This window comes from Embleya sp. NPDC001921, from assembly GCF_053594475.1.
Window position 1 is genome coordinate 228,807 of record NZ_JBSFEO010000010.1, and the last position, 16,482, is coordinate 245,288.

At 69.5% G+C, this 16,482-nt stretch carries 14 protein-coding genes; 13 read left to right on the forward strand and 1 reads right to left on the reverse strand.

Annotated features, from left to right (window positions below):
• The first annotated feature begins 340 nt into the window (after nt 1-340).
• The 8 genes from ACWCPW_RS15075 (at nt 341) to ACWCPW_RS15110 (ending at nt 10,699) form a co-directional block, all read left to right on the forward strand.
• Nucleotides 341-1,465 (forward strand): ornithine decarboxylase, encoded by a 1,125-nt coding sequence (locus ACWCPW_RS15075; RefSeq protein WP_449761961.1) that lies wholly within the window; start codon nt 341-343, stop codon nt 1,463-1,465.
• A 233-nt stretch (nt 1,466-1,698) separates the two neighbouring features.
• Nucleotides 1,699-4,173 (forward strand): SpoIIE family protein phosphatase, encoded by a 2,475-nt coding sequence (locus ACWCPW_RS15080; RefSeq protein WP_449761962.1) that lies wholly within the window; start codon nt 1,699-1,701, stop codon nt 4,171-4,173.
• 107 nt (nt 4,174-4,280) lie between these two features.
• Complete coding sequence (locus ACWCPW_RS15085) at nt 4,281-5,786, forward strand: class I adenylate-forming enzyme family protein (protein ID WP_449761963.1); 1,506 nt, start codon at nt 4,281-4,283, stop codon at nt 5,784-5,786.
• Nucleotides 5,787-5,877: 91 nt separating this feature from the next.
• Entirely contained in the window at nt 5,878-6,510 is a 633-nt protein-coding gene (locus tag ACWCPW_RS15090; protein WP_449761964.1) for a TetR/AcrR family transcriptional regulator, read from the forward strand.
• Between the two features lie 140 nt (nt 6,511-6,650).
• Nucleotides 6,651-7,490, forward strand: coding sequence for a fumarylacetoacetate hydrolase family protein (locus ACWCPW_RS15095; protein WP_449761965.1), 840 nt, complete (start codon nt 6,651-6,653; stop codon nt 7,488-7,490).
• A complete protein-coding gene (locus ACWCPW_RS15100; protein ID WP_449761966.1) occupies nt 7,490-9,277 on the forward strand; it encodes an acetyl-CoA carboxylase biotin carboxylase subunit in 1,788 nt (595 codons plus the stop codon). Before ACWCPW_RS15095 ends, ACWCPW_RS15100 begins: the two co-directional genes overlap by 1 nt.
• Before the next feature lie 58 nt (nt 9,278-9,335).
• Nucleotides 9,336-10,226: an HpcH/HpaI aldolase/citrate lyase family protein gene (locus ACWCPW_RS15105; protein WP_449761967.1), complete on the forward strand. Its 891-nt coding sequence runs from the start codon at nt 9,336-9,338 to the stop codon at nt 10,224-10,226.
• Nucleotides 10,223-10,699 carry a MaoC family dehydratase gene (locus tag ACWCPW_RS15110; RefSeq protein ID WP_449761968.1) on the forward strand — a complete coding sequence of 159 codons (477 nt, stop codon included), beginning with the start codon at nt 10,223-10,225 and terminating at the stop codon, nt 10,697-10,699. Before ACWCPW_RS15105 ends, ACWCPW_RS15110 begins: the two co-directional genes overlap by 4 nt.
• A gap of 98 nt (nt 10,700-10,797) precedes the next feature.
• On the opposite strand, the gene ACWCPW_RS15115 is transcribed toward ACWCPW_RS15110, so the two are convergent.
• Nucleotides 10,798-11,292, reverse strand: coding sequence for a MaoC family dehydratase (locus tag ACWCPW_RS15115; protein ID WP_449761969.1), 495 nt, complete (start codon nt 11,290-11,292; stop codon nt 10,798-10,800).
• A gap of 100 nt (nt 11,293-11,392) precedes the next feature.
• Between ACWCPW_RS15115 and ACWCPW_RS15120 the strand changes: the two genes are divergently transcribed.
• From ACWCPW_RS15120 to ACWCPW_RS15140, 5 genes are all read left to right on the forward strand, one after another.
• A complete protein-coding gene (locus ACWCPW_RS15120) occupies nt 11,393-12,925 on the forward strand; it encodes an acyl-CoA carboxylase subunit beta (RefSeq protein ID WP_449761970.1) in 1,533 nt (510 codons plus the stop codon).
• Nucleotides 12,926-13,039: 114 nt separating this feature from the next.
• Nucleotides 13,040-13,462: a cupin domain-containing protein gene (locus tag ACWCPW_RS15125; protein ID WP_449761971.1), complete on the forward strand. Its 423-nt coding sequence runs from the start codon at nt 13,040-13,042 to the stop codon at nt 13,460-13,462.
• Complete coding sequence (locus tag ACWCPW_RS15130; protein WP_449761972.1) at nt 13,462-14,352, forward strand: TIGR03619 family F420-dependent LLM class oxidoreductase; 891 nt, start codon at nt 13,462-13,464, stop codon at nt 14,350-14,352. Before ACWCPW_RS15125 ends, ACWCPW_RS15130 begins: the two co-directional genes overlap by 1 nt.
• Before the next feature lie 238 nt (nt 14,353-14,590).
• Nucleotides 14,591-15,115, forward strand: coding sequence for a nuclear transport factor 2 family protein (locus ACWCPW_RS15135; RefSeq protein ID WP_449761973.1), 525 nt, complete (start codon nt 14,591-14,593; stop codon nt 15,113-15,115).
• 194 nt (nt 15,116-15,309) lie between these two features.
• Complete coding sequence (locus tag ACWCPW_RS15140) at nt 15,310-16,434, forward strand: substrate-binding domain-containing protein (RefSeq protein ID WP_449761974.1); 1,125 nt, start codon at nt 15,310-15,312, stop codon at nt 16,432-16,434.
• The last annotated feature ends 48 nt before the right edge of the window (nt 16,435-16,482 follow it).

The following is a 16,482-nucleotide window of genomic DNA, read 5'->3' on the forward strand; positions in this document are numbered from 1 at the left end:
TCGTGACACGTCAATAGTCTCCGCGGCAACAGTCCAATCCATTCTTGTCGCACCGTGGATAGACAATTCCTCTCCGTGAGCGGAGCGTTCGCTACGCCGACGCGGAGGGTGATCTCGAGATTGACGATACGTGCCGGTAAACCCAAGCTGGGTGCATCCGATCCGAGTGAACCGGCCCGGTGACGAATCGGCCGTGTGCGATTAGTTTCGGGTCCATCGAAACCTGGGACGGCCGGTCGGGTTCGTGCGCGGAGACCGAGCGCCGCGCGGCCACCGTCGGGACGAGGTCGGACATAGCTCCGGGACCGGAACCGGTCCGGGGCCGGGAGGAGTCACCGACATGAGTCGACTGCTGCAATCCCACGTGCGCGGGCTGGGGCCCGCCGAGTCCCACGTGGCCCTGGACGTCTCGGCGGCCGGCGCCAAGCTCACCGAGGTGAGCGCCGTGTTCGCCGGTGTCCGGATCCAGTACGCGGTGAAGGCCAATCCGCATCCGGCGCTGTTGAGGTCCTTCGCCGCGCACGGGATCGGGTTCGACGTCGCCTCGGTCGCCGAGGTGGACCTGTGCCTGGACGCGGGCGTCGATGCCGAGCGCCTCACGTACGGCAACCCCATACGCTCCACCCGCGACACCGCCCAGGCGTACGCGCGCGGTGTACGCCTGTTCTCGCTCGACGGCGCGGAGGAAGCGCGCCGACTCGGGGTGCCGGCTCCGGGAGCAGGCGTGCTGATCCGGGTGGCCGTCGAACCGGCCCTCGCCACCCGCAAGTTCGGTTGCCTGCCCGACGAGGCGCCTGCCATCGCCTCGGCGGCGGCGCGAGCCGGACTCGACGTGGCCGGGCTGACGCTCCACATCGGCACCCAACAGCGCGACCCGCATGCCTGGGACTCCGCCGTCGCGTCCGCGGCCCGAGCATGGGAGTCGCTGCGGCGCATGGGGCTGAACCTTCGGATTCTCAACCTGGGCGGTGGTCTCCCCGCCCCTGATCGCCGGCCGGTGCCCCCGCTTGCCGATTTCGCGACGGCGATTCGCGCGGCCGTCGCGCGTGGGTTCGACCAACCCCCGGCCGAGGTCGTCATGGATCCCGGTCGTGCCCTCGCGGCCGAGGCGGCGGTGCTCTGCACGTGTGTGCATGCCGTGGCGATTCGCGGGGATGCTCTCAGGTGGGTCTTTCTCGGCGCGGGCATCTGGAACGCCGGGCTTGTCGACAACCGCAACGGCACGATCGAGTACCCGGTCACCGCCCCCGATTTCGCCCCCGGCGACCCGGTCTCGGATGTGCTCCTGGGCGGCCCCACGTGCGACGGCGCGGACGTGCTCCGCGGCAGCGAGCCGTACCGCCTGCCGTCCGCGTTGCGCGAGGGGGACCGCATCGCCGTATGGTCCGTCGGCGCCTACAGCACGACCACCGCGGCCGTCGGCTTCAACGGACTGGCCCCGCTGCCCATCCATGTCGTCGGTTGAGCCGGCGCCCGAAACCGGGTGGCGGGCCGGCTCAATCGTGAGCCCGACGGCCGAGGCACGGGACATTCCATCGGGCATTCCGTCAGGCATTCCATCGGGCGGACCCGCTCGATCGTTGACCAATCGGGTCAAGAGGCGTAGTTTGACGAACAAGCGTTTGCACGCTTTGGGTCGACAGGACCGACCGATCGGGAGGTGTGCGAACCGCGACCCTCATCGATGAGGTGGATGTCATGGACGTGCTCGGCGGCCCCACTGCCCTGGCCGTCATCGACGAACGCGGACTCGTGGCCGCGTGGAATCCCCAGGCGGCCGAACTGCTGGGGTTTGCGGCAACCGAGGTGGTCGAGCGGCCGGCGCTGCGCCTGCTGGCCCGGCCCGCCGACGCGATAGCGGCTCGCGACGTCGCGCACGGCGTGGGGGAGTGGACCGGAGACGTCCCGCTCGTCCATCGGGACGGCCACCACCTGGACGTCCATGTCCGGGCGCAGCGGCTGGCGAGCGGAAGCGGGCGATTCCAGTGGCTGGTCACCTTCGTCGCGTCGGGGATCGGCCGAGGTCCCGGGGACCGGGCGATGCTCGACTGGGTGCGCAGTCGTTCCCCCATGGCGATGACGGTCTACGACACCGACCTGCGGTGCGTGTGGCAGAACGCCGCGATGTCCGCGCTCAGCGGTGCCTCGGCCGGGGATCTGTGCGGTCCGTGTCCGCAACGCGTGCCGCGGGGGCCCGACATGGAGGAGTGGGAGCGTCGGATGCGCCGCGTCCTGGCGACCGGCGAACCCTGCCTGGACTTCCAGATCCGCGGCCGAACCCACGCCGATCCCGATCACGAACACCTGTTCTCCATGTCGGCGTCGTTGCTGCAGGACCGCAACGGTGACGCCGTCGGCATCTGCACGACGGCCTTCGATGTGACCGACCGCTTCCGTGACCGGGAGCGCTTGGCGCTGCTGAACGAGGCGAGCGTGCGCATCGGCACCACGCTCGACGTGATGCAGACGGCGCAGGAGTTGACCGACATCGTCGTGCCGCGACTCGCCGACTTCGCCGACGTCGACCTGCTCGACAGTCTGCTGCGCGGCGAGGAGCCGATCCCGGGTCCGATCACCGGCTCGATGGTGCTGCGGCGGGTCGCCCAGCAGTCGATGCTGCCCGGCGCTCCCGAGGCGGTGGTGGCACTGGGCGATGTGGACGTCTACACCGAGCACTCGCCGCCCGCGGTCTGCCTCGCCACCGGGCGATCGACCCTGCACCGCACGATGGACGAGCCGATCGCCTCGTGGGTCGCCGCGGACCCGGCCCGGGGGGCCAAGATCACCAAATACGGGTTCCACTCGTGGATGATCGTCCCGGTGCGGGCCCGCGGTTTGACCCTGGGCGTCGTGTTGTTCGGACGCACGACGTGCGAGGAGCCCTTCGAGGAGGCGGACCTCGCGCTCGCGGAGGAACTGGTGGCCCGGGCGGCCGTGTGTCTGGACAACGCCCGCCGCTTCGCCCGTGAGCGGGCGGCGGCGCTCACGCTCCAGCGCAGTCTGTTGCCGCAGGGGCTGCCGGAGCAGGCGGCGGCCGAGGCCGCCTACCGTTACCTGCCCGCCGACGTCGAGTTGGGCGTGGGCGGGGACTGGTTCGACGTCATCCCGCTGTCCGGCGCGCGGGTCGCGCTGGTCGTGGGGGACGTCGTCGGCCACGGCATTCACGCCGCCGCGGCGATGGGTCGCCTGCGGACCGCCGTGCGTACGCTCGCGGATGTCGATCTGGCCCCCGACGAGCTGCTCACCCACCTCGACGACCTGGTGATCCGGTTGTCGGCGGAGGCGAACCTCGAGGAGCACGGGACCGGCGGTGACATCGGCGCGACCTGCCTGTACGCGGTGTACGATCCCGCCTCCAACCGGTGCAGCGTGGCCCGGGCCGGTCACCCGCCGCCCGCCGTGGTCCGTCCCGACGGCACGGTGGAACTGCTCGACCTGCCCGCGGGACCGCCGCTGGGCCTGGGCGGGATGCCGTTCGAGTCGACCGAGGTGGAGCTCGCCGAGGGCAGCGTGCTCGCGTTGTACACCGACGGTCTGATCGAGTCCCGGCATCGGGACGTGGACCGCGGGATCGACGAGCTGCGCCGCGCTTTGGCCGATCCGGCCGCCTCGCTGGAGGCGGTCTGTGACAACGTCATCGCCTCCCTGCTGCCCGACGGGCCCAAGGACGACGTGGTGCTCCTGCTGGCGCGGCCGCGCGCCTTCAGGAACGACCAAGTGGCCTCGTGGGACCTTCCGGCGGAGCCCGAGATCGTCGCCCGAGCCCGCGCCGACGCCGCGCGGCAACTGACCGAATGGGATCTGGAAGACGCGATCTTCACCACCGAGCTGATCGTCAGCGAGCTGGTCACCAACGCGATCCGCTACGGGCAGGCGCCGATCCGGCTGAGGCTCATCCGCGATCGCAGCCTGATCTGCGAGGTCTCGGACGGCACCAACACCGTTCCGCATCTGCGACGGGCGCGGACCTTCGACGAGGGCGGCCGCGGTCTGTTGCTGGTCGCCCAGTTCGCCCAGCGCTGGGGAACGCGCCAATCGCCGACCGGCAAGACCATCTGGTGCGAACAGGTGCTGCCCGACGGACACGGCGCGAAGGAGGCATCCCAGCCGCCGGTCCGGACCAGGGCGTGGGAGTCGTGGATCGACGACGAATGCGTGGCGACGAGTCGGTAGCCGTCCGGCTCCGGCATGCGATGGCGGGTCCCGTACGACGAGATCCGCCCTCGTCGGCAATACGCTCGAGGCAGTACGAAAGGGAACGTATGCGCACAGTGGCCGACATGGTGCGTCTCAACGCACGCCGCAACCCGTACGGCGACGCCGTGGTCGACGACCGCGGCAGGCTTTCCCACGGTCAGCTCTCCCATCGCGCCTGGGCCTTGGCGCGGGGGCTCGTCGAAAGTGGTGTGCGGCGCGGAGACAGCGTGGGGGTGCTCGCCGGCAACAGTGTGTTCTGTGCGGAGGCGTTCCTGGGCGTCGCGGCGGCGGGGGCGGTGTTCGTTCCGTACAACTGGCGATGGTCCACCGCCGAGTTGGTGGTGGGCGTCAACGAGACGGCCGCGCGTGTCGTGTTGGTGGAGGACATGTTCACCGACGCGTTCGAGGCCGCCCGAGCGACGGGGGATCTGCACGACGTGCGCCTGGTGGTGGAGCAGGGAGCCGCGTACGAGGCGTTTTTGCGGCCCGGGGGTCCGCCCCGGGTGGACATCGCGCCGGGCGACCCCCTGTGCGTACTGTTCACCGGTGGCACGACGGGGGTCTCCAAGGGCGTCGTCCTCTCGCACGGGGCCGCGCTCGCGAACGTGTGCAACGAGGTGATCGACTGCGGCATCGGCCGCTCGCCCGCCGATCGTGGCCTGATCACCACGCCGCTGTTCCATTCCGCCGGCCTGTTGTGCTGGTTCCTGCCTCACTACGCCACCGGGGGCACCAGCGTGCTGCTGCACCGCTTCGACGAGGCGGAGGTGGCGTCCGTAGTGGAGCGGGAGCGGGTGACCGACATGTTCATGGTGCCGAACATGATCCGACGCCTGATGAACGCGGACACCTTCGAGACACCCGGCTTCCGGACATTCTTCCGGGCCCTGCACAGCGGGGCGGGCCTGCTTCGAACCTCGGACAAGCTGGCCCTGATGGAGGCGATGCCGGACGTCTCCCTGTACTTCCGCTACGGGCTGACCGAGGCCGGCCCCATGGTGACCCGCCTTCAACCGGTCGACATGCTCCGCGAGGATCTCCAGGGCTCGATCGGCAAGGAGTACCTGCTGGCCGAGGCACAGGTGCAGGACGCCGAGGGCAGGGAGGTCGCCCCCGGCGAGTTGGGCGAGATCTGTGTGCGCGGCCCGAGCCTGATGTCCGGCTACTTCAACCGCCCCGAGGAGACCGCGGCGGTCTTCCGGGCCGGGTGGCTGCGCACGGGCGATCTCGCGGTGCGCGATCGCGAGGGGTACTTCTACTTTCGGGACCGGGCCAAGGAGATGATCAAGAGCGGCGGGGAGAACGTCTACTCCGCCGAGATCGAGCAGGTGCTCCTGACGCACCCGGGGGTGGTCGAGGCGATGGTGGTGGGCGCGCCGAGCGTCGAATGGGACGAGGAGGTGCGCGCGATCGTGGTCACGCGTCCGGGCCACGTCCCGTCGGAGGCGGAGATCCAGGGCTTCGTGCGCGAACGGCTCGCCGGCTACAAGGTGCCCAAGCGGGTGGTCTTCCGGAACGCCTCCGAGATCCCACGCTCGGCGGTCGGGAAGGCGCTCAAGGAGCGGCTCAAAAGCGACCTCGGGTGGTGAGTCCCACCCCCGGTGAGCGGACGTTCGTTTGTTCGTCCGCTAATATGGATCGCGTTCTCCGCCTCACCGAATGAGCCGATTGGAGTTGATCATGCCTCGTCCGACCGGCGGCGTTCGGACCGCGGACGCCATGCTCGAAGCAGCGGCCGAACTCTTCTATCAGCACGGTTACGAGGCGACCAGTCTGCGGCAGGTCGCCGCGCGGATCGACATCCAGGTCGGCAGTCTCTACAACCACATCAACGGCAAGGACGACCTGCTCCGCAGCATCATGCTGGGCGTGATGAACGATCTCCTCGCCGCCCAGCGGACCGCTCTTCGGGGGCGGACCGACGCGGTGGACCGGTTGCGGGCGGCCATCGACTGCCACATCCGCTTCCACGCGGGCCGGGCCCGCGAGGTGTTCGTCGGCAACTCCGAACTCAGGTCCCTCGGCGACAAGGACCGGCGCACCGTGGTGGCCAAGCGCGACCAGTACGAGAAGGTGCTGCGCGTCCTGATCGAGGAGGCCGCGGCGCAGGGTCGGGCGAACGTCGTGGACACCCGGCTGAGCGTCTACGCGATCGTCGCCATCGGTACGCATGTGTCCACGTGGTATCGGCCCGAGGGCGAACTGTCGATCGACGAGATCGTGGCCAAGTACATCGTGCTGTGCCTGCGGCAACTGGGCGTCTCCGCCGAGGAGATCGAGGCCATCGAGGCCGCCTCCGCCGTGGGGGCCTGACGCCCCACCCGTAGTCCGCGCGCCCGGTCCGAGCCCTCGCTCGGAGCCGGGCGTTTCGGCGTTCATCGACCCATTGACCGATCCGGGACGTTCCGCATAGATTGAAAAACAAGCGATCGTTTGTATTCGAGGAGCGTCGAATGCGGCTGGCCACCGTCAGGCAGGGCAACGACACCCGCGCGGTCGTCGTCGGTGAGGACCACCTGGAACTCCTGCCCCACCCCGATGTCGGATCCCTGCTCGGCGAACTCGCCCGACAGGGCCGGAACGACCTGCGCGATCTCACCGGGACCAAGGTCTCGGGTCTGCGCGCGGACTTCGCCCCCGTGGTCCCGCGACCGTCGAAGGTGCTGTGCGTCGGGCTCAACTACAAGGACCACATCTTCGAGATGAGTCGGGTGCCGCCCGAGCACCCCACGCTCTTCGCCAAGTTCGGCGACACGCTGATGGGAGCCGACGACGACCTCGTGCTGCCGGGAGTGTCCAAGTCCGTCGACTGGGAAGCCGAACTCGCCGTGGTCGTCGGACGCACCGTGCGTCGCGCGAGTGTGGCCGAGGCCGCGAAGGCCATCGCCGGTTTCACCGTCGCCAACGACGTGTCGGTCCGCGACTGGCAGCACCGCAGCGGCCAGTGGCTGCAGGGCAAGGCGTTCGACGCCACCACCCCGATCGGACCCGTGCTGGTCACACCGGACGAAGTCGACGGCGCGGCGAACCTGGAGATCACCTGCACCGTCGACGGCGCGCTCAAGCAGCGCAGCAGCACGTCCCAACTGCTCTTCGAGCCGGCCGACCTGATCGCCTACGTCTCGGGCTTCACCACGCTGCGCCCCGGCGACATCCTGCTGACCGGCACCCCGGGGGGCGTGGGCGCGGCACGCAAACCCCCCGAGTTCCTGCGCGCCGGACAGGTCCTCGAGACCACGATCGAGGGCATCGGCACCTGTCGCAACACCTGTGTCGAGGAAGCGAGCGAGTGATGACGTTCTCCAAGGTGCTGGTGGCCAATCGGGGCGAGATCGCGGTCCGGGTACTGCGCACGTGCCGTGAGCTGGGGCTGTCCTCGGTGGCCGTGCACTCCGATCCCGACCACGCGGCGCTGCACGTGCGGGTCGCCGACGAGGCCGTGTCGATCGGCGGGAGCACGCCCGCCGAGAGCTACCTGGACATCGGCAAGATCATCGCCGCCGCCCGTGCCACCGGGGCCGACGCCGTGCACCCCGGCTACGGGTTCCTCGCCGAGAACGCGGACTTCGCCCGCGCGGTGGAGGAGGCGGGCCTGGTCTTCATCGGCCCCTCCGCGGCCGCCATCCACGTCATGGGGGAGAAGGTCGCGGCCCGAAAGGTCGCCCTGGGCGCCGATGTGCCGCTCATCCCGGGCACGACGACACCCGTCGCCCACCCCGACGAGGTGCTGGCCTTCGGCGCGGAACACGGATATCCGCTGCTGATCAAGGCCTCCTACGGCGGCGGGGGACGCGGCATGCGCACCGTCGCCGGGCCCGAGGAGGTCGAGCAGGCGTTGCAGGCCACCACGCGGGAGGCCGCGGCGGCGTTCGGCAACGGGGACGTGTACGTCGAACGATTCCTCGGCGGGGCGCGCCACGTCGAGGTGCAGGTGTTCGCCGACACCTATGGCAACACCGTCTGGCTGGGCGATCGCGACTGTTCGGTCCAGCGACGTCACCAAAAGCTCGTCGAGGAATCCCCGGCTCCCGGACTGTCCGCCGAACTGCGCACGACCATGGGCGAGGCCGCGGTGCGATTGGCGCGCGCCGTGGACTACGTCGGCGCGGGGACGGTGGAGTACCTCGTCGACGGCGACAGCTTCTACTTCCTGGAGATGAACACGCGCATCCAGGTCGAGCATCCGGTGACCGAGGAGGTCGTCGGCCTCGATCTGATCGCCGAACAGCTCAGGGTCGCCGCCGGGCTGCCGTTGAGCGTGACCGAGTCGGGGCCCTCGCCCCGGGGCCACGCCATCGAGTGCCGGATCAACGCCGAGAACACGGCCGGGGGCCTGTTCGTGCCCGTTCCCGGTCGGATCACGGACCTTCGGGTACCGCCGCGACCGGGTGTGCGTTTCGACACCGGATACGAGGCCGGTGACGAGATCCAGCCCTACTACGACAGCCTCATCGGCAAGCTGTTGGTCTGGGCGCCCGATCGCGCGACCGCGGTGCGTCGACTGCGCACCGCGCTCGACGAACTCGTGATCTCCGGTGTCCCGACCACGGCCACCGCCGTCGCCGCGGTCCTGGATCACCCCGACTTCGCCGCGGTCGCGATCTCGACGCGTTGGCTCGAGACGTCCGTGGAGTTCCCCTCGGCGACAGCGCACGACGACGACGTCGCCGACGACCCGGTCGAGGAAGAAGCCTCCGAGCGTGAGCAGGTGTGGGTGGCGGGGCGCCCGTACACCATCGCCTACGATCGCGGCCTGCCGGTGGGCGGACCGGTGCCCGAGGCCAAGGACGTCGCCGGGCGCACCCGTCGCACCGGATCCCCCCGCGGGCCCCGCAAAGCCGCGCGCGCGGCCGACGACGGCACCGTGGCCAGCCCGATGCAGGGGACCGTGGTGGCGGTGAACGTCGGCGACGGCGACCGGGTCGACGCGGGCCAGGTCCTGTTCGTGGTCGAGGCGATGAAGATGCAGAATCCCGTTCGCGCCGCCGGTGCGGGCGTGGTGACCAGCCTGAAGGTGGTCGTGGGAAGCGTCGTGGCCGCCGGGGCGGTCCTCGCGCTCGTCGAGCCGCAACCGGCGTGACGCGCGTCCCGAATCCCGCTCCCACCCAGTGATCGCCCTTCCCCGTCGAGGAGTTGCCATGAAGCCGTACCGGTCGATGCTGTTCGTTCCCGGGCACAAGCCCCCCTGGGTGGGCAAGGCCCTGCGCTCCGGTGCCCACGCCCTCATCCTCGACCTGGAGGACTCCGTCCCCGAATCCGCCAAGAGCGAGGCACGCGAGGCCGTGTCGGACGTGATCCGGCAACTCGGATTGCGCCGCACGGGGCTGTTCGTCCGGGTCAACGCGCTGGACACGGAGCACTTCGCGAAGGACGTCGCGGCGGCGGTGCGTCCGGGGGTGACCGGCCTGCTGCTGCCCAAGATCTTCGGTCGCGACGACGTGGTGGCCTACGACGCGCTGGTCACGGCGATCGAGATCGAACGCGGCATGCCCCGGGGAGGTGTGGGCCTCGTGCCCAGCCTGGAGACCGCGCGGTCGATCTCGGCCGTGGACGCCATCGCTACGGGCCCGCGGGTCGTGTCGCTGATGGCGGCCGCGGCCAGGGACGCGGACGTCTCGCGCGACGTGGGATTTCGCTGGACGGCGGCGGGACGAGAGACGCTCTACCTCCGCAGCAAGATCGTCCTCGCCGCCCGGGCGGCCGGACTGCGCCACATCGTCCTCGGTCTGTGGCAGGACGTGCACGACCTCGCGGGCCTGCGTGCCTTCGCCAGGGCCAACAGCGAGCTCGGCTTCGGTGGACAGGTCCTCATCCATCCCTCGCACGTGGACGTCGTCAACGAGGAGTACGCGATCGGCGACGCCGAACGCGATCGACTCCGCAGATTGGTCAGCACGTACGAGGAGGCCGCCGACTCGGGCCTGGGCGCGGTGAAGTTCGACGGGGAACACATCGATCTCGCCCACGTGCGACACGCACGCGAGCTGCTGGCCGGGGTCGACGTCGACGAGGAGGTCGAGGCGGTATGAGCGGGCGCCATTTCGAGGAGTTCACCGTCGGGGAGGTCGTGCGCCACAGCGTCACGCGCACCGTCACCGAGACCGACAACCTCCTGTTCACCGCGTTGACGATGAATCCGCAACCTCTGCACCTGGACGAGGAGTTCGCCAAGGGCTCGATCTACGGCAGGCGCATCGTCAACAGCGTGTTCACCCTCGGTCTGGTGGCGGGGCTGCACGTGGCGGACCTGACCCTGGGCACGACGCTGGGCAACCTGGGCTTCGAGGACGTGTCCTTCCCCCGGCCGGTGTTCATCGGCGACACGCTCAGGGTCGAGAGCGAGGTGCTGGAGAAACGCTTGTCGAAGTCCCGTCCGGACGCCGGGATCGTGCGCCTCGAGCACCGCGCGTACAACCAGGACGGCGACCTGGTGTGCAGCATGCGGCGGGCCGCGCTGATGAGGCGCCGGCAGGACGCCGACTCGGCGTCCGGCGGCCCCTGAGACACGCCGTCCGCTCGTGGGGTTCAACGGTTCCGACGCCGGACGAGCGGCCCGAGAGATCCTTGTCCCGGTCCGCGCGTCGCGGCGCCGAGCGGCGGTCAGATCTCCCGGCACGCGACCAGGAAGCTGCCGGTGAACGTCATCACCGTCTCCGCGTGCTGGTTGACCGTGGTGTAGGCGAGGGTCCACAGACCGCGACCGGGCTTCGACGTCCGCCGGGCGGCGACGAGTTCGGCGGTCGGCCGGATGGTGTCGCCGATCCGTACGGGGGCGAGGGCGCGGACCTCGTCCAGACCCAGCCACGCCTGGACGTTGCCGAACCACCCGGTCTGGGTGAGCAGGCCCAGGGTGAGCGACAACGAGAGCGGGCCGTGTCCGATCCGACCACCGAAACCGGTGCTCGCCGCGTACTCCTCGTCCAGATGAAGTGACACCCAGTCCCCGGTGAGTCCGGCCCACGTCACCAGGTGGGCGTCGGTGACCGTGACGCCGGGGCCGCGCAGGACGTCGCCGAGGGCGAGGTCCTCCCAGAAGTGGCTCGACTGACCGGTGACCTCGAATCGCGAGATCTCTATCGGCTGGTCTACGGACATCGAATCCCTCCCTCTTAACTTACAAGCGTTCGTTCGCTAAGCTAGAGCGCACCTTCGAGGGCGGTCAAGCAGGCGAACCCGTCGGAATCGGATGTGACGTATGGCGCGAACTGTGCACGACGAACTGCGGGATCGGCTCGACCGCGCCCGCCTCGGGGGATCCGCCAAGGCCCGCGAGAAGGTCTCCGCGTCCGGGAAGCTGCTGGTGCGTCAACGACTGGAACTGCTCTTCGACGAGGGCTGGTCCTTCGAGGACGGCCTGCTCGCGCGCTTCGACGAAGGATTGCCGGGCGACGCGGTGGTGACCTGTTTCGGCAAGGTCGACGGTCGTGATGTCGCGGTCGTCGCCAACGACTTCACCGTCAAGGCGGGCACCTGGGGCAAGCGCACCTTCGAGAAGATCGTTCGCACCCAGGAGATCGCCGACGAGACCGGGATTCCCCTGGTCTACCTCTTCGACTCCGCGGGCGCGCGCATCGACGAGCAGTTCGAGAGCTACGCCGGGCGCCGCGCCTGGGGCAACATCTTCTACAACCAGGTGCAGATGTCGGGCAGGATTCCCCAGGTCTGCGCGCTCTTCGGCCCGTCACCGGCCGGGTCGGCCTACGTTCCCGCGCTGTGCGACTACACCGTGATGGTGCGCGGCCACGCGACGGCCTATCTGGGATCCCCCCGCCTGGCCGAGATGGTGACGGGGGAGCAGGTCACGCTCGAGGAGATGGGCGGTGCCGAGATGCACTGCACCACCTCCGGTTTGGGCGACTGCCTCGTCGAGGACGACGAGGAGGCCATCGCGGCGATCCGGGTGTGGCTGTCGTACCTGCCGCCCGACTGGCAGAGCCCGCCGCCCGTGGTCGAGGCCAAACCCCCCGGCTCCGAGCGCACGGTGCAGGAGGTGGTGCCGCTGAGCGAGGCCGAGGTGTACGACGTCCACGAGTTGATCGACGCCTTGGTGGACGAGGACAGCTTCTTCCCCTACAAGGAGTTCTTCGCCCCGGAACTGGTCACCGGCTTCGCCCGACTGGGCGGCCGAAGCGTGGGCCTGGTGGCGAATCAGTCCATCTCGCGCGGCGGCGTCATCTTCCCCGACTCCTCCGACAAGGCCGCGCGATTCATCTGGATCTGCAACGCCTACAACATCCCGCTGGTCTTCCTGGTCGACATCGCCGGCTACATGATCGGGTCCGAGGTCGAGCGAAAGGGCATCATCCGGCACGGGGCCAAGATGCTCTTCGCCGTCGCCGAGAGCCGGGTGCCACGCATCGCCGTGCTGATCCGCAAGGCCTACGGCGGCGGCTATCTCGCGATGTCGGGAGCCCCGATGAGACCCGACGCGGTGATCGCCCTGCCCACCGCCAAGCCCGCCCTCATGGGACCCGACGCCGCCGTGAACGGCGTCCACTACAACCGCATCCAGGCCATCACCGACCCCGAGGAACGCAAGCGGTTCATCGCGGAGAAGCAGGCCGAGTACGCGGCCGACATCGACGTCTTCAAGATCGCGAACGAGAACGCGGTCGAAGCGGTGGTGCCCGCGAACCACCTGCGCGCCGAACTGATCGAGAGGCTGCACCTCTACCGTCGCCGGCCGGCCGTCGCCGCCGCCCGACGCCAGGCGATCACGCCCGTCTGACCCCTCGGCGACACCTCGACGCGGCGCGACGCGCCCCGCCGTCCCACAGCCCCGACCACGACGTAGACGGGTCGGGTCGGAATCCGTCCATCCCTTCTGTCACAGGAGTCCACCATGACAGCCGACAAGAACAGACCCTTCGTGGTGCGCGCGGGCACCGAGACCGAGCAGACCGCGCAGTCCGAGGGTGCCCGGCGACTGGCCGGCGTGAGCCCGGGCGCCACCCCCAGCAGCAAGATCTGGCTGGGCAAGGTGTCGAACGCCCCGGGGTACCGGTCCGTGCCCCACCACCACGGCGAGGCCGAGACCGCCGGATACGTCCTCAAGGGCCGGGCGCGCATCTACTTCGGGCGCAAGTACAGCGAGTTCGTCGACCTGGAGGCGGGCGACTTCGTCTTCGTGCCGCCGAGGATCCCGCACATCGAGGCGAACCTCAGCGAGGACGCCGAACTCGTGTGGCTGACGGCCCGCACGCCGGACAACGTCGTGGTCAACCTCCCCGACGTCGACGACGCCGATCTGCCGGGGGGTTCGTGATGACCAGGCTGGGCGTGGCGGTGGCCAACACCGGGGAACGTGCCGTTCGACCCGGCGTGGTGGCCATGGCGGGCATTGCCGAGGCGGCGGGCGCGGACTCCCTGCACATCTCCGATCACGTGCTCCTGGTCGAGGGAGCCACATCCCGCTATCCGTACGCCGCCGACGGAAAGTTCCCCTGGCCCCCCGACCTCGACGTGTTCGACCCCCTGGTCGCCTGCGCCTGGATCGCGGCGAACACACAGCGCGTCGAAGTGGGACCCTCGGTGCTCGTGCTTCCCCAACGGCACCCGTTCGAGGTCGCCAAGACCGCCGCCACCATCGACCGTCTCTCGGGCGGTCGGCTGTTCCTGGGTGTCGGTGCCGGGTGGCTCGCCGAGGAGTTCGCTGCTCTGGGCCAGGATTTCTCCTCGCGGGTCGGGCGCATGCACGAGGCGGCGGAGGTCCTGCGTCGCGCGTGGTCGGGAGATCGACGGGCCTACGAGGGAAAACACTTTCAGTACGGCCCGGGCGTGCACTGCCGGCCCCTGCCGGCCCGTCCCGGCGGCGTTCCCCTGCTCTTCGGCGGCATGTCGGGAGCCGCGCTCAAGCGGGCGGCGGCGATGGGCGACGGCTGGATCGCGTTGGCGACCCCGAGTGCGGCGCCGACGGAAGCGGGCGAGCGCCTGCGCCGGGTGGAGGAACTCCTCGGCCTGGCGCAGCGCGACCGCGACCGTTTCCGGGCCGTGCTCCGAATCACCGCGACCACCCCCGACGACCTCCCCGACCTGCCGGAACGGGTCGTGGAATACGCGGCGCAGGGCTTCGACGAGATCGTCGTCGATCCGCTGTGGCGCGACCTCGACGAGGCGGCCGGCGTACTGAGCGCGTGCCGCAGCGCCCTGGGGTGATCGTGCCCCGCGCCGTGCCGGTCCCAGGGCCGGTCGGCGCCGCCGCCGGCATGCGAAACGGACGGCGAAGCGGACACGAGTCGACGCCGGGTCGCGACCGAATATTTGTCCGGAAACGGACTTGTGGCGAGCGCGGATCACGGATTGATACGTCCCCGGTGTCGGGTCTTGACAGCTCAAGCTGTCGGGTATGTCCTATACGAACAATCGTTTGTACACCATCATGCGGAGAAGCCCCATGGACGGTCTGGAAGCTCGCATCGCGAAGCTCGAGGCGATCGAGGACATCAAGCGACTGAAGCAGCACCACATCGAACTGACCGACGCCGGATACCTGGTCGACGCGCTGGTGGACCTGTGGTGTGAGGACGGTGCGTGGCTCGGGGTCTTCACCGACGTCGACGACCCCCTCGAGGCGGGCAGTCGCGGTCAGACCCAGTACCACGGCCGCGACGAGATCCGGAAGTTCTGGGAGCTCAACGGGCAGCTGTACGAATTCGTCCTGCACGTGATGATCCCGTTGGACATCCGGGTCCACGACGACCTGGAGACCGCGACCGGCACCTGGAAGTGGCTGATGCCGTCCACCCGCGACGTGGACGGCGTGCCGACCGCGACCTGGCTGGGCGGCACCCAGACGGACGAGTACCGCAAGGTGGACGGCGTCTGGAAGTTCTACACGGTGCAGGTGCACGCGGACCTGGTGGCCACCCACCTGGGCGGCTGGGTCCCGAGCCGCTACATCCAGGAATCGCCCGTCTAGAGGCCGTCGAAGCCGATCGATCCCGCCGGAGTGCCGGTGCGGCCGATCGAACGGTCGCGTGTGTCGCAGTGATCGGCTCGGGGTGTGATCGAGACTCCCGTCTCGCGAAACGACGATCCTTGGACGCTTTTCGGTCCGAAGCGACGACCTCAAACAAGCAATCGTTAGTTTTTCCAATCGCGAGGGAGATCGAGATGAAATCCAAGAGCTGGAGCGCCGTGCGAGGTTGGGCCGCCGGCGCGGCGGTGCTGAGCATCGTGGTCAGCGGCTGCGCCGAAACCAAGACGTCCGAACCGAGCAGTGGCAGTGCCCCCAACAACGGCGCCCCGGCTCCCGCGTCGGGCCCGGCGGCGGCGCCCGGCGACATCGCCTCCCTGTGCGGGACACGCCCGATCAAGATCGCGTTCGCCAAGGGCAAGGGCGACAGCTGGTCCAAGATCACCCTGGCCGAGCTGAAGAAGGAGGCGGCGAAGTGTCCCAACATCAAGGAGACCCTGTACACGGACGCCGGAGGTGACCAGACCAAGTCCCTGTCCGACATCAACAGCCTGGTGGCCCAGGACGTCGACATCATCGTCGTCATGGCCGAGTTCGGCGCCGCCCAACTGTCCGCGATGCGCGCCGCGGTCAAGGCCGGGACCAAGGTCATCGCACTGATCGACGACCCCGGGGGCAAGGCCGGCACGGACTACACCGACATGGTCCTGCCGGACACCGAGGCGACCGGCAAGGCGTGGGCCGAATGGATCGGCAAGGTGGCCCCCAACGGCAAGGCGGTGTTCCTCGGCGGGGTGCCCGGGGCGCAGTCCAGCCAACAGTTCTTCAAGCCGGTGCAGGCGGCGCTGGCGGCGCACCCCGGCGTGAAGCTCGTCGAGAACCGCGTCGTGGACACCGACTGGGAGCCCGGAAAGCGCAAGCAGGTGATGTCCGGCCTGCTGGCCAAGTACGGCCGGATCGACGTGGTCATCTCCGACTACGGCGCGATCGACAGCGCCACCCTGGACGCCTACAAGCAGGCGGGCATGGCGCCCCCGGCCCTGGCCGCCGTCGCCAGTTCCAACGGAATCGCGTGCTACTGGAAGGCGTCGCCGTTCCCGTTCATGTCGATCGACGGCCAGGTCAAACTCGCCGCCGTCGCTCTGCGCAAGGGCCTGGCCGCGTTGAACAACGTCAACGACTCCGAGCCGGCCGTGGTCCCGATGCCCACCGAGGTCGACACCGCCGCCAACAAGAACCCGGTCTGCGCGCCGTCGCTGCCGCCGGACGCCTCCCTCGGATCGAGCCTGACTCCCGCGGAACTGGACGCCATCTTCAAGTAGGCACTCTCCGCAGCGTCGCATCCGGCGGTCGGCCCGAACGGGGGCGCC

Coding starts and splice junctions, on each gene's coding strand:
- ACWCPW_RS15075 (WP_449761961.1), top strand. CDS start 341: ATGAGTCGACTGCTGCAATCCCACGTGCGCGGGCTGGGGCCCGCCGAG.
- ACWCPW_RS15080 (WP_449761962.1), top strand. CDS start 1,699: ATGGACGTGCTCGGCGGCCCCACTGCCCTGGCCGTCATCGACGAACGC.
- ACWCPW_RS15085 (WP_449761963.1), top strand. CDS start 4,281: ATGGTGCGTCTCAACGCACGCCGCAACCCGTACGGCGACGCCGTGGTC.
- ACWCPW_RS15090 (WP_449761964.1), top strand. CDS start 5,878: ATGCCTCGTCCGACCGGCGGCGTTCGGACCGCGGACGCCATGCTCGAA.
- ACWCPW_RS15095 (WP_449761965.1), top strand. CDS start 6,651: ATGCGGCTGGCCACCGTCAGGCAGGGCAACGACACCCGCGCGGTCGTC.
- ACWCPW_RS15100 (WP_449761966.1), top strand. CDS start 7,490: ATGACGTTCTCCAAGGTGCTGGTGGCCAATCGGGGCGAGATCGCGGTC.
- ACWCPW_RS15105 (WP_449761967.1), top strand. CDS start 9,336: ATGAAGCCGTACCGGTCGATGCTGTTCGTTCCCGGGCACAAGCCCCCC.
- ACWCPW_RS15110 (WP_449761968.1), top strand. CDS start 10,223: ATGAGCGGGCGCCATTTCGAGGAGTTCACCGTCGGGGAGGTCGTGCGC.
- ACWCPW_RS15115 (WP_449761969.1), bottom strand. CDS start 11,292: ATGTCCGTAGACCAGCCGATAGAGATCTCGCGATTCGAGGTCACCGGT.
- ACWCPW_RS15120 (WP_449761970.1), top strand. CDS start 11,393: ATGGCGCGAACTGTGCACGACGAACTGCGGGATCGGCTCGACCGCGCC.
- ACWCPW_RS15125 (WP_449761971.1), top strand. CDS start 13,040: ATGACAGCCGACAAGAACAGACCCTTCGTGGTGCGCGCGGGCACCGAG.
- ACWCPW_RS15130 (WP_449761972.1), top strand. CDS start 13,462: ATGACCAGGCTGGGCGTGGCGGTGGCCAACACCGGGGAACGTGCCGTT.
- ACWCPW_RS15135 (WP_449761973.1), top strand. CDS start 14,591: ATGGACGGTCTGGAAGCTCGCATCGCGAAGCTCGAGGCGATCGAGGAC.
- ACWCPW_RS15140 (WP_449761974.1), top strand. CDS start 15,310: ATGAAATCCAAGAGCTGGAGCGCCGTGCGAGGTTGGGCCGCCGGCGCG.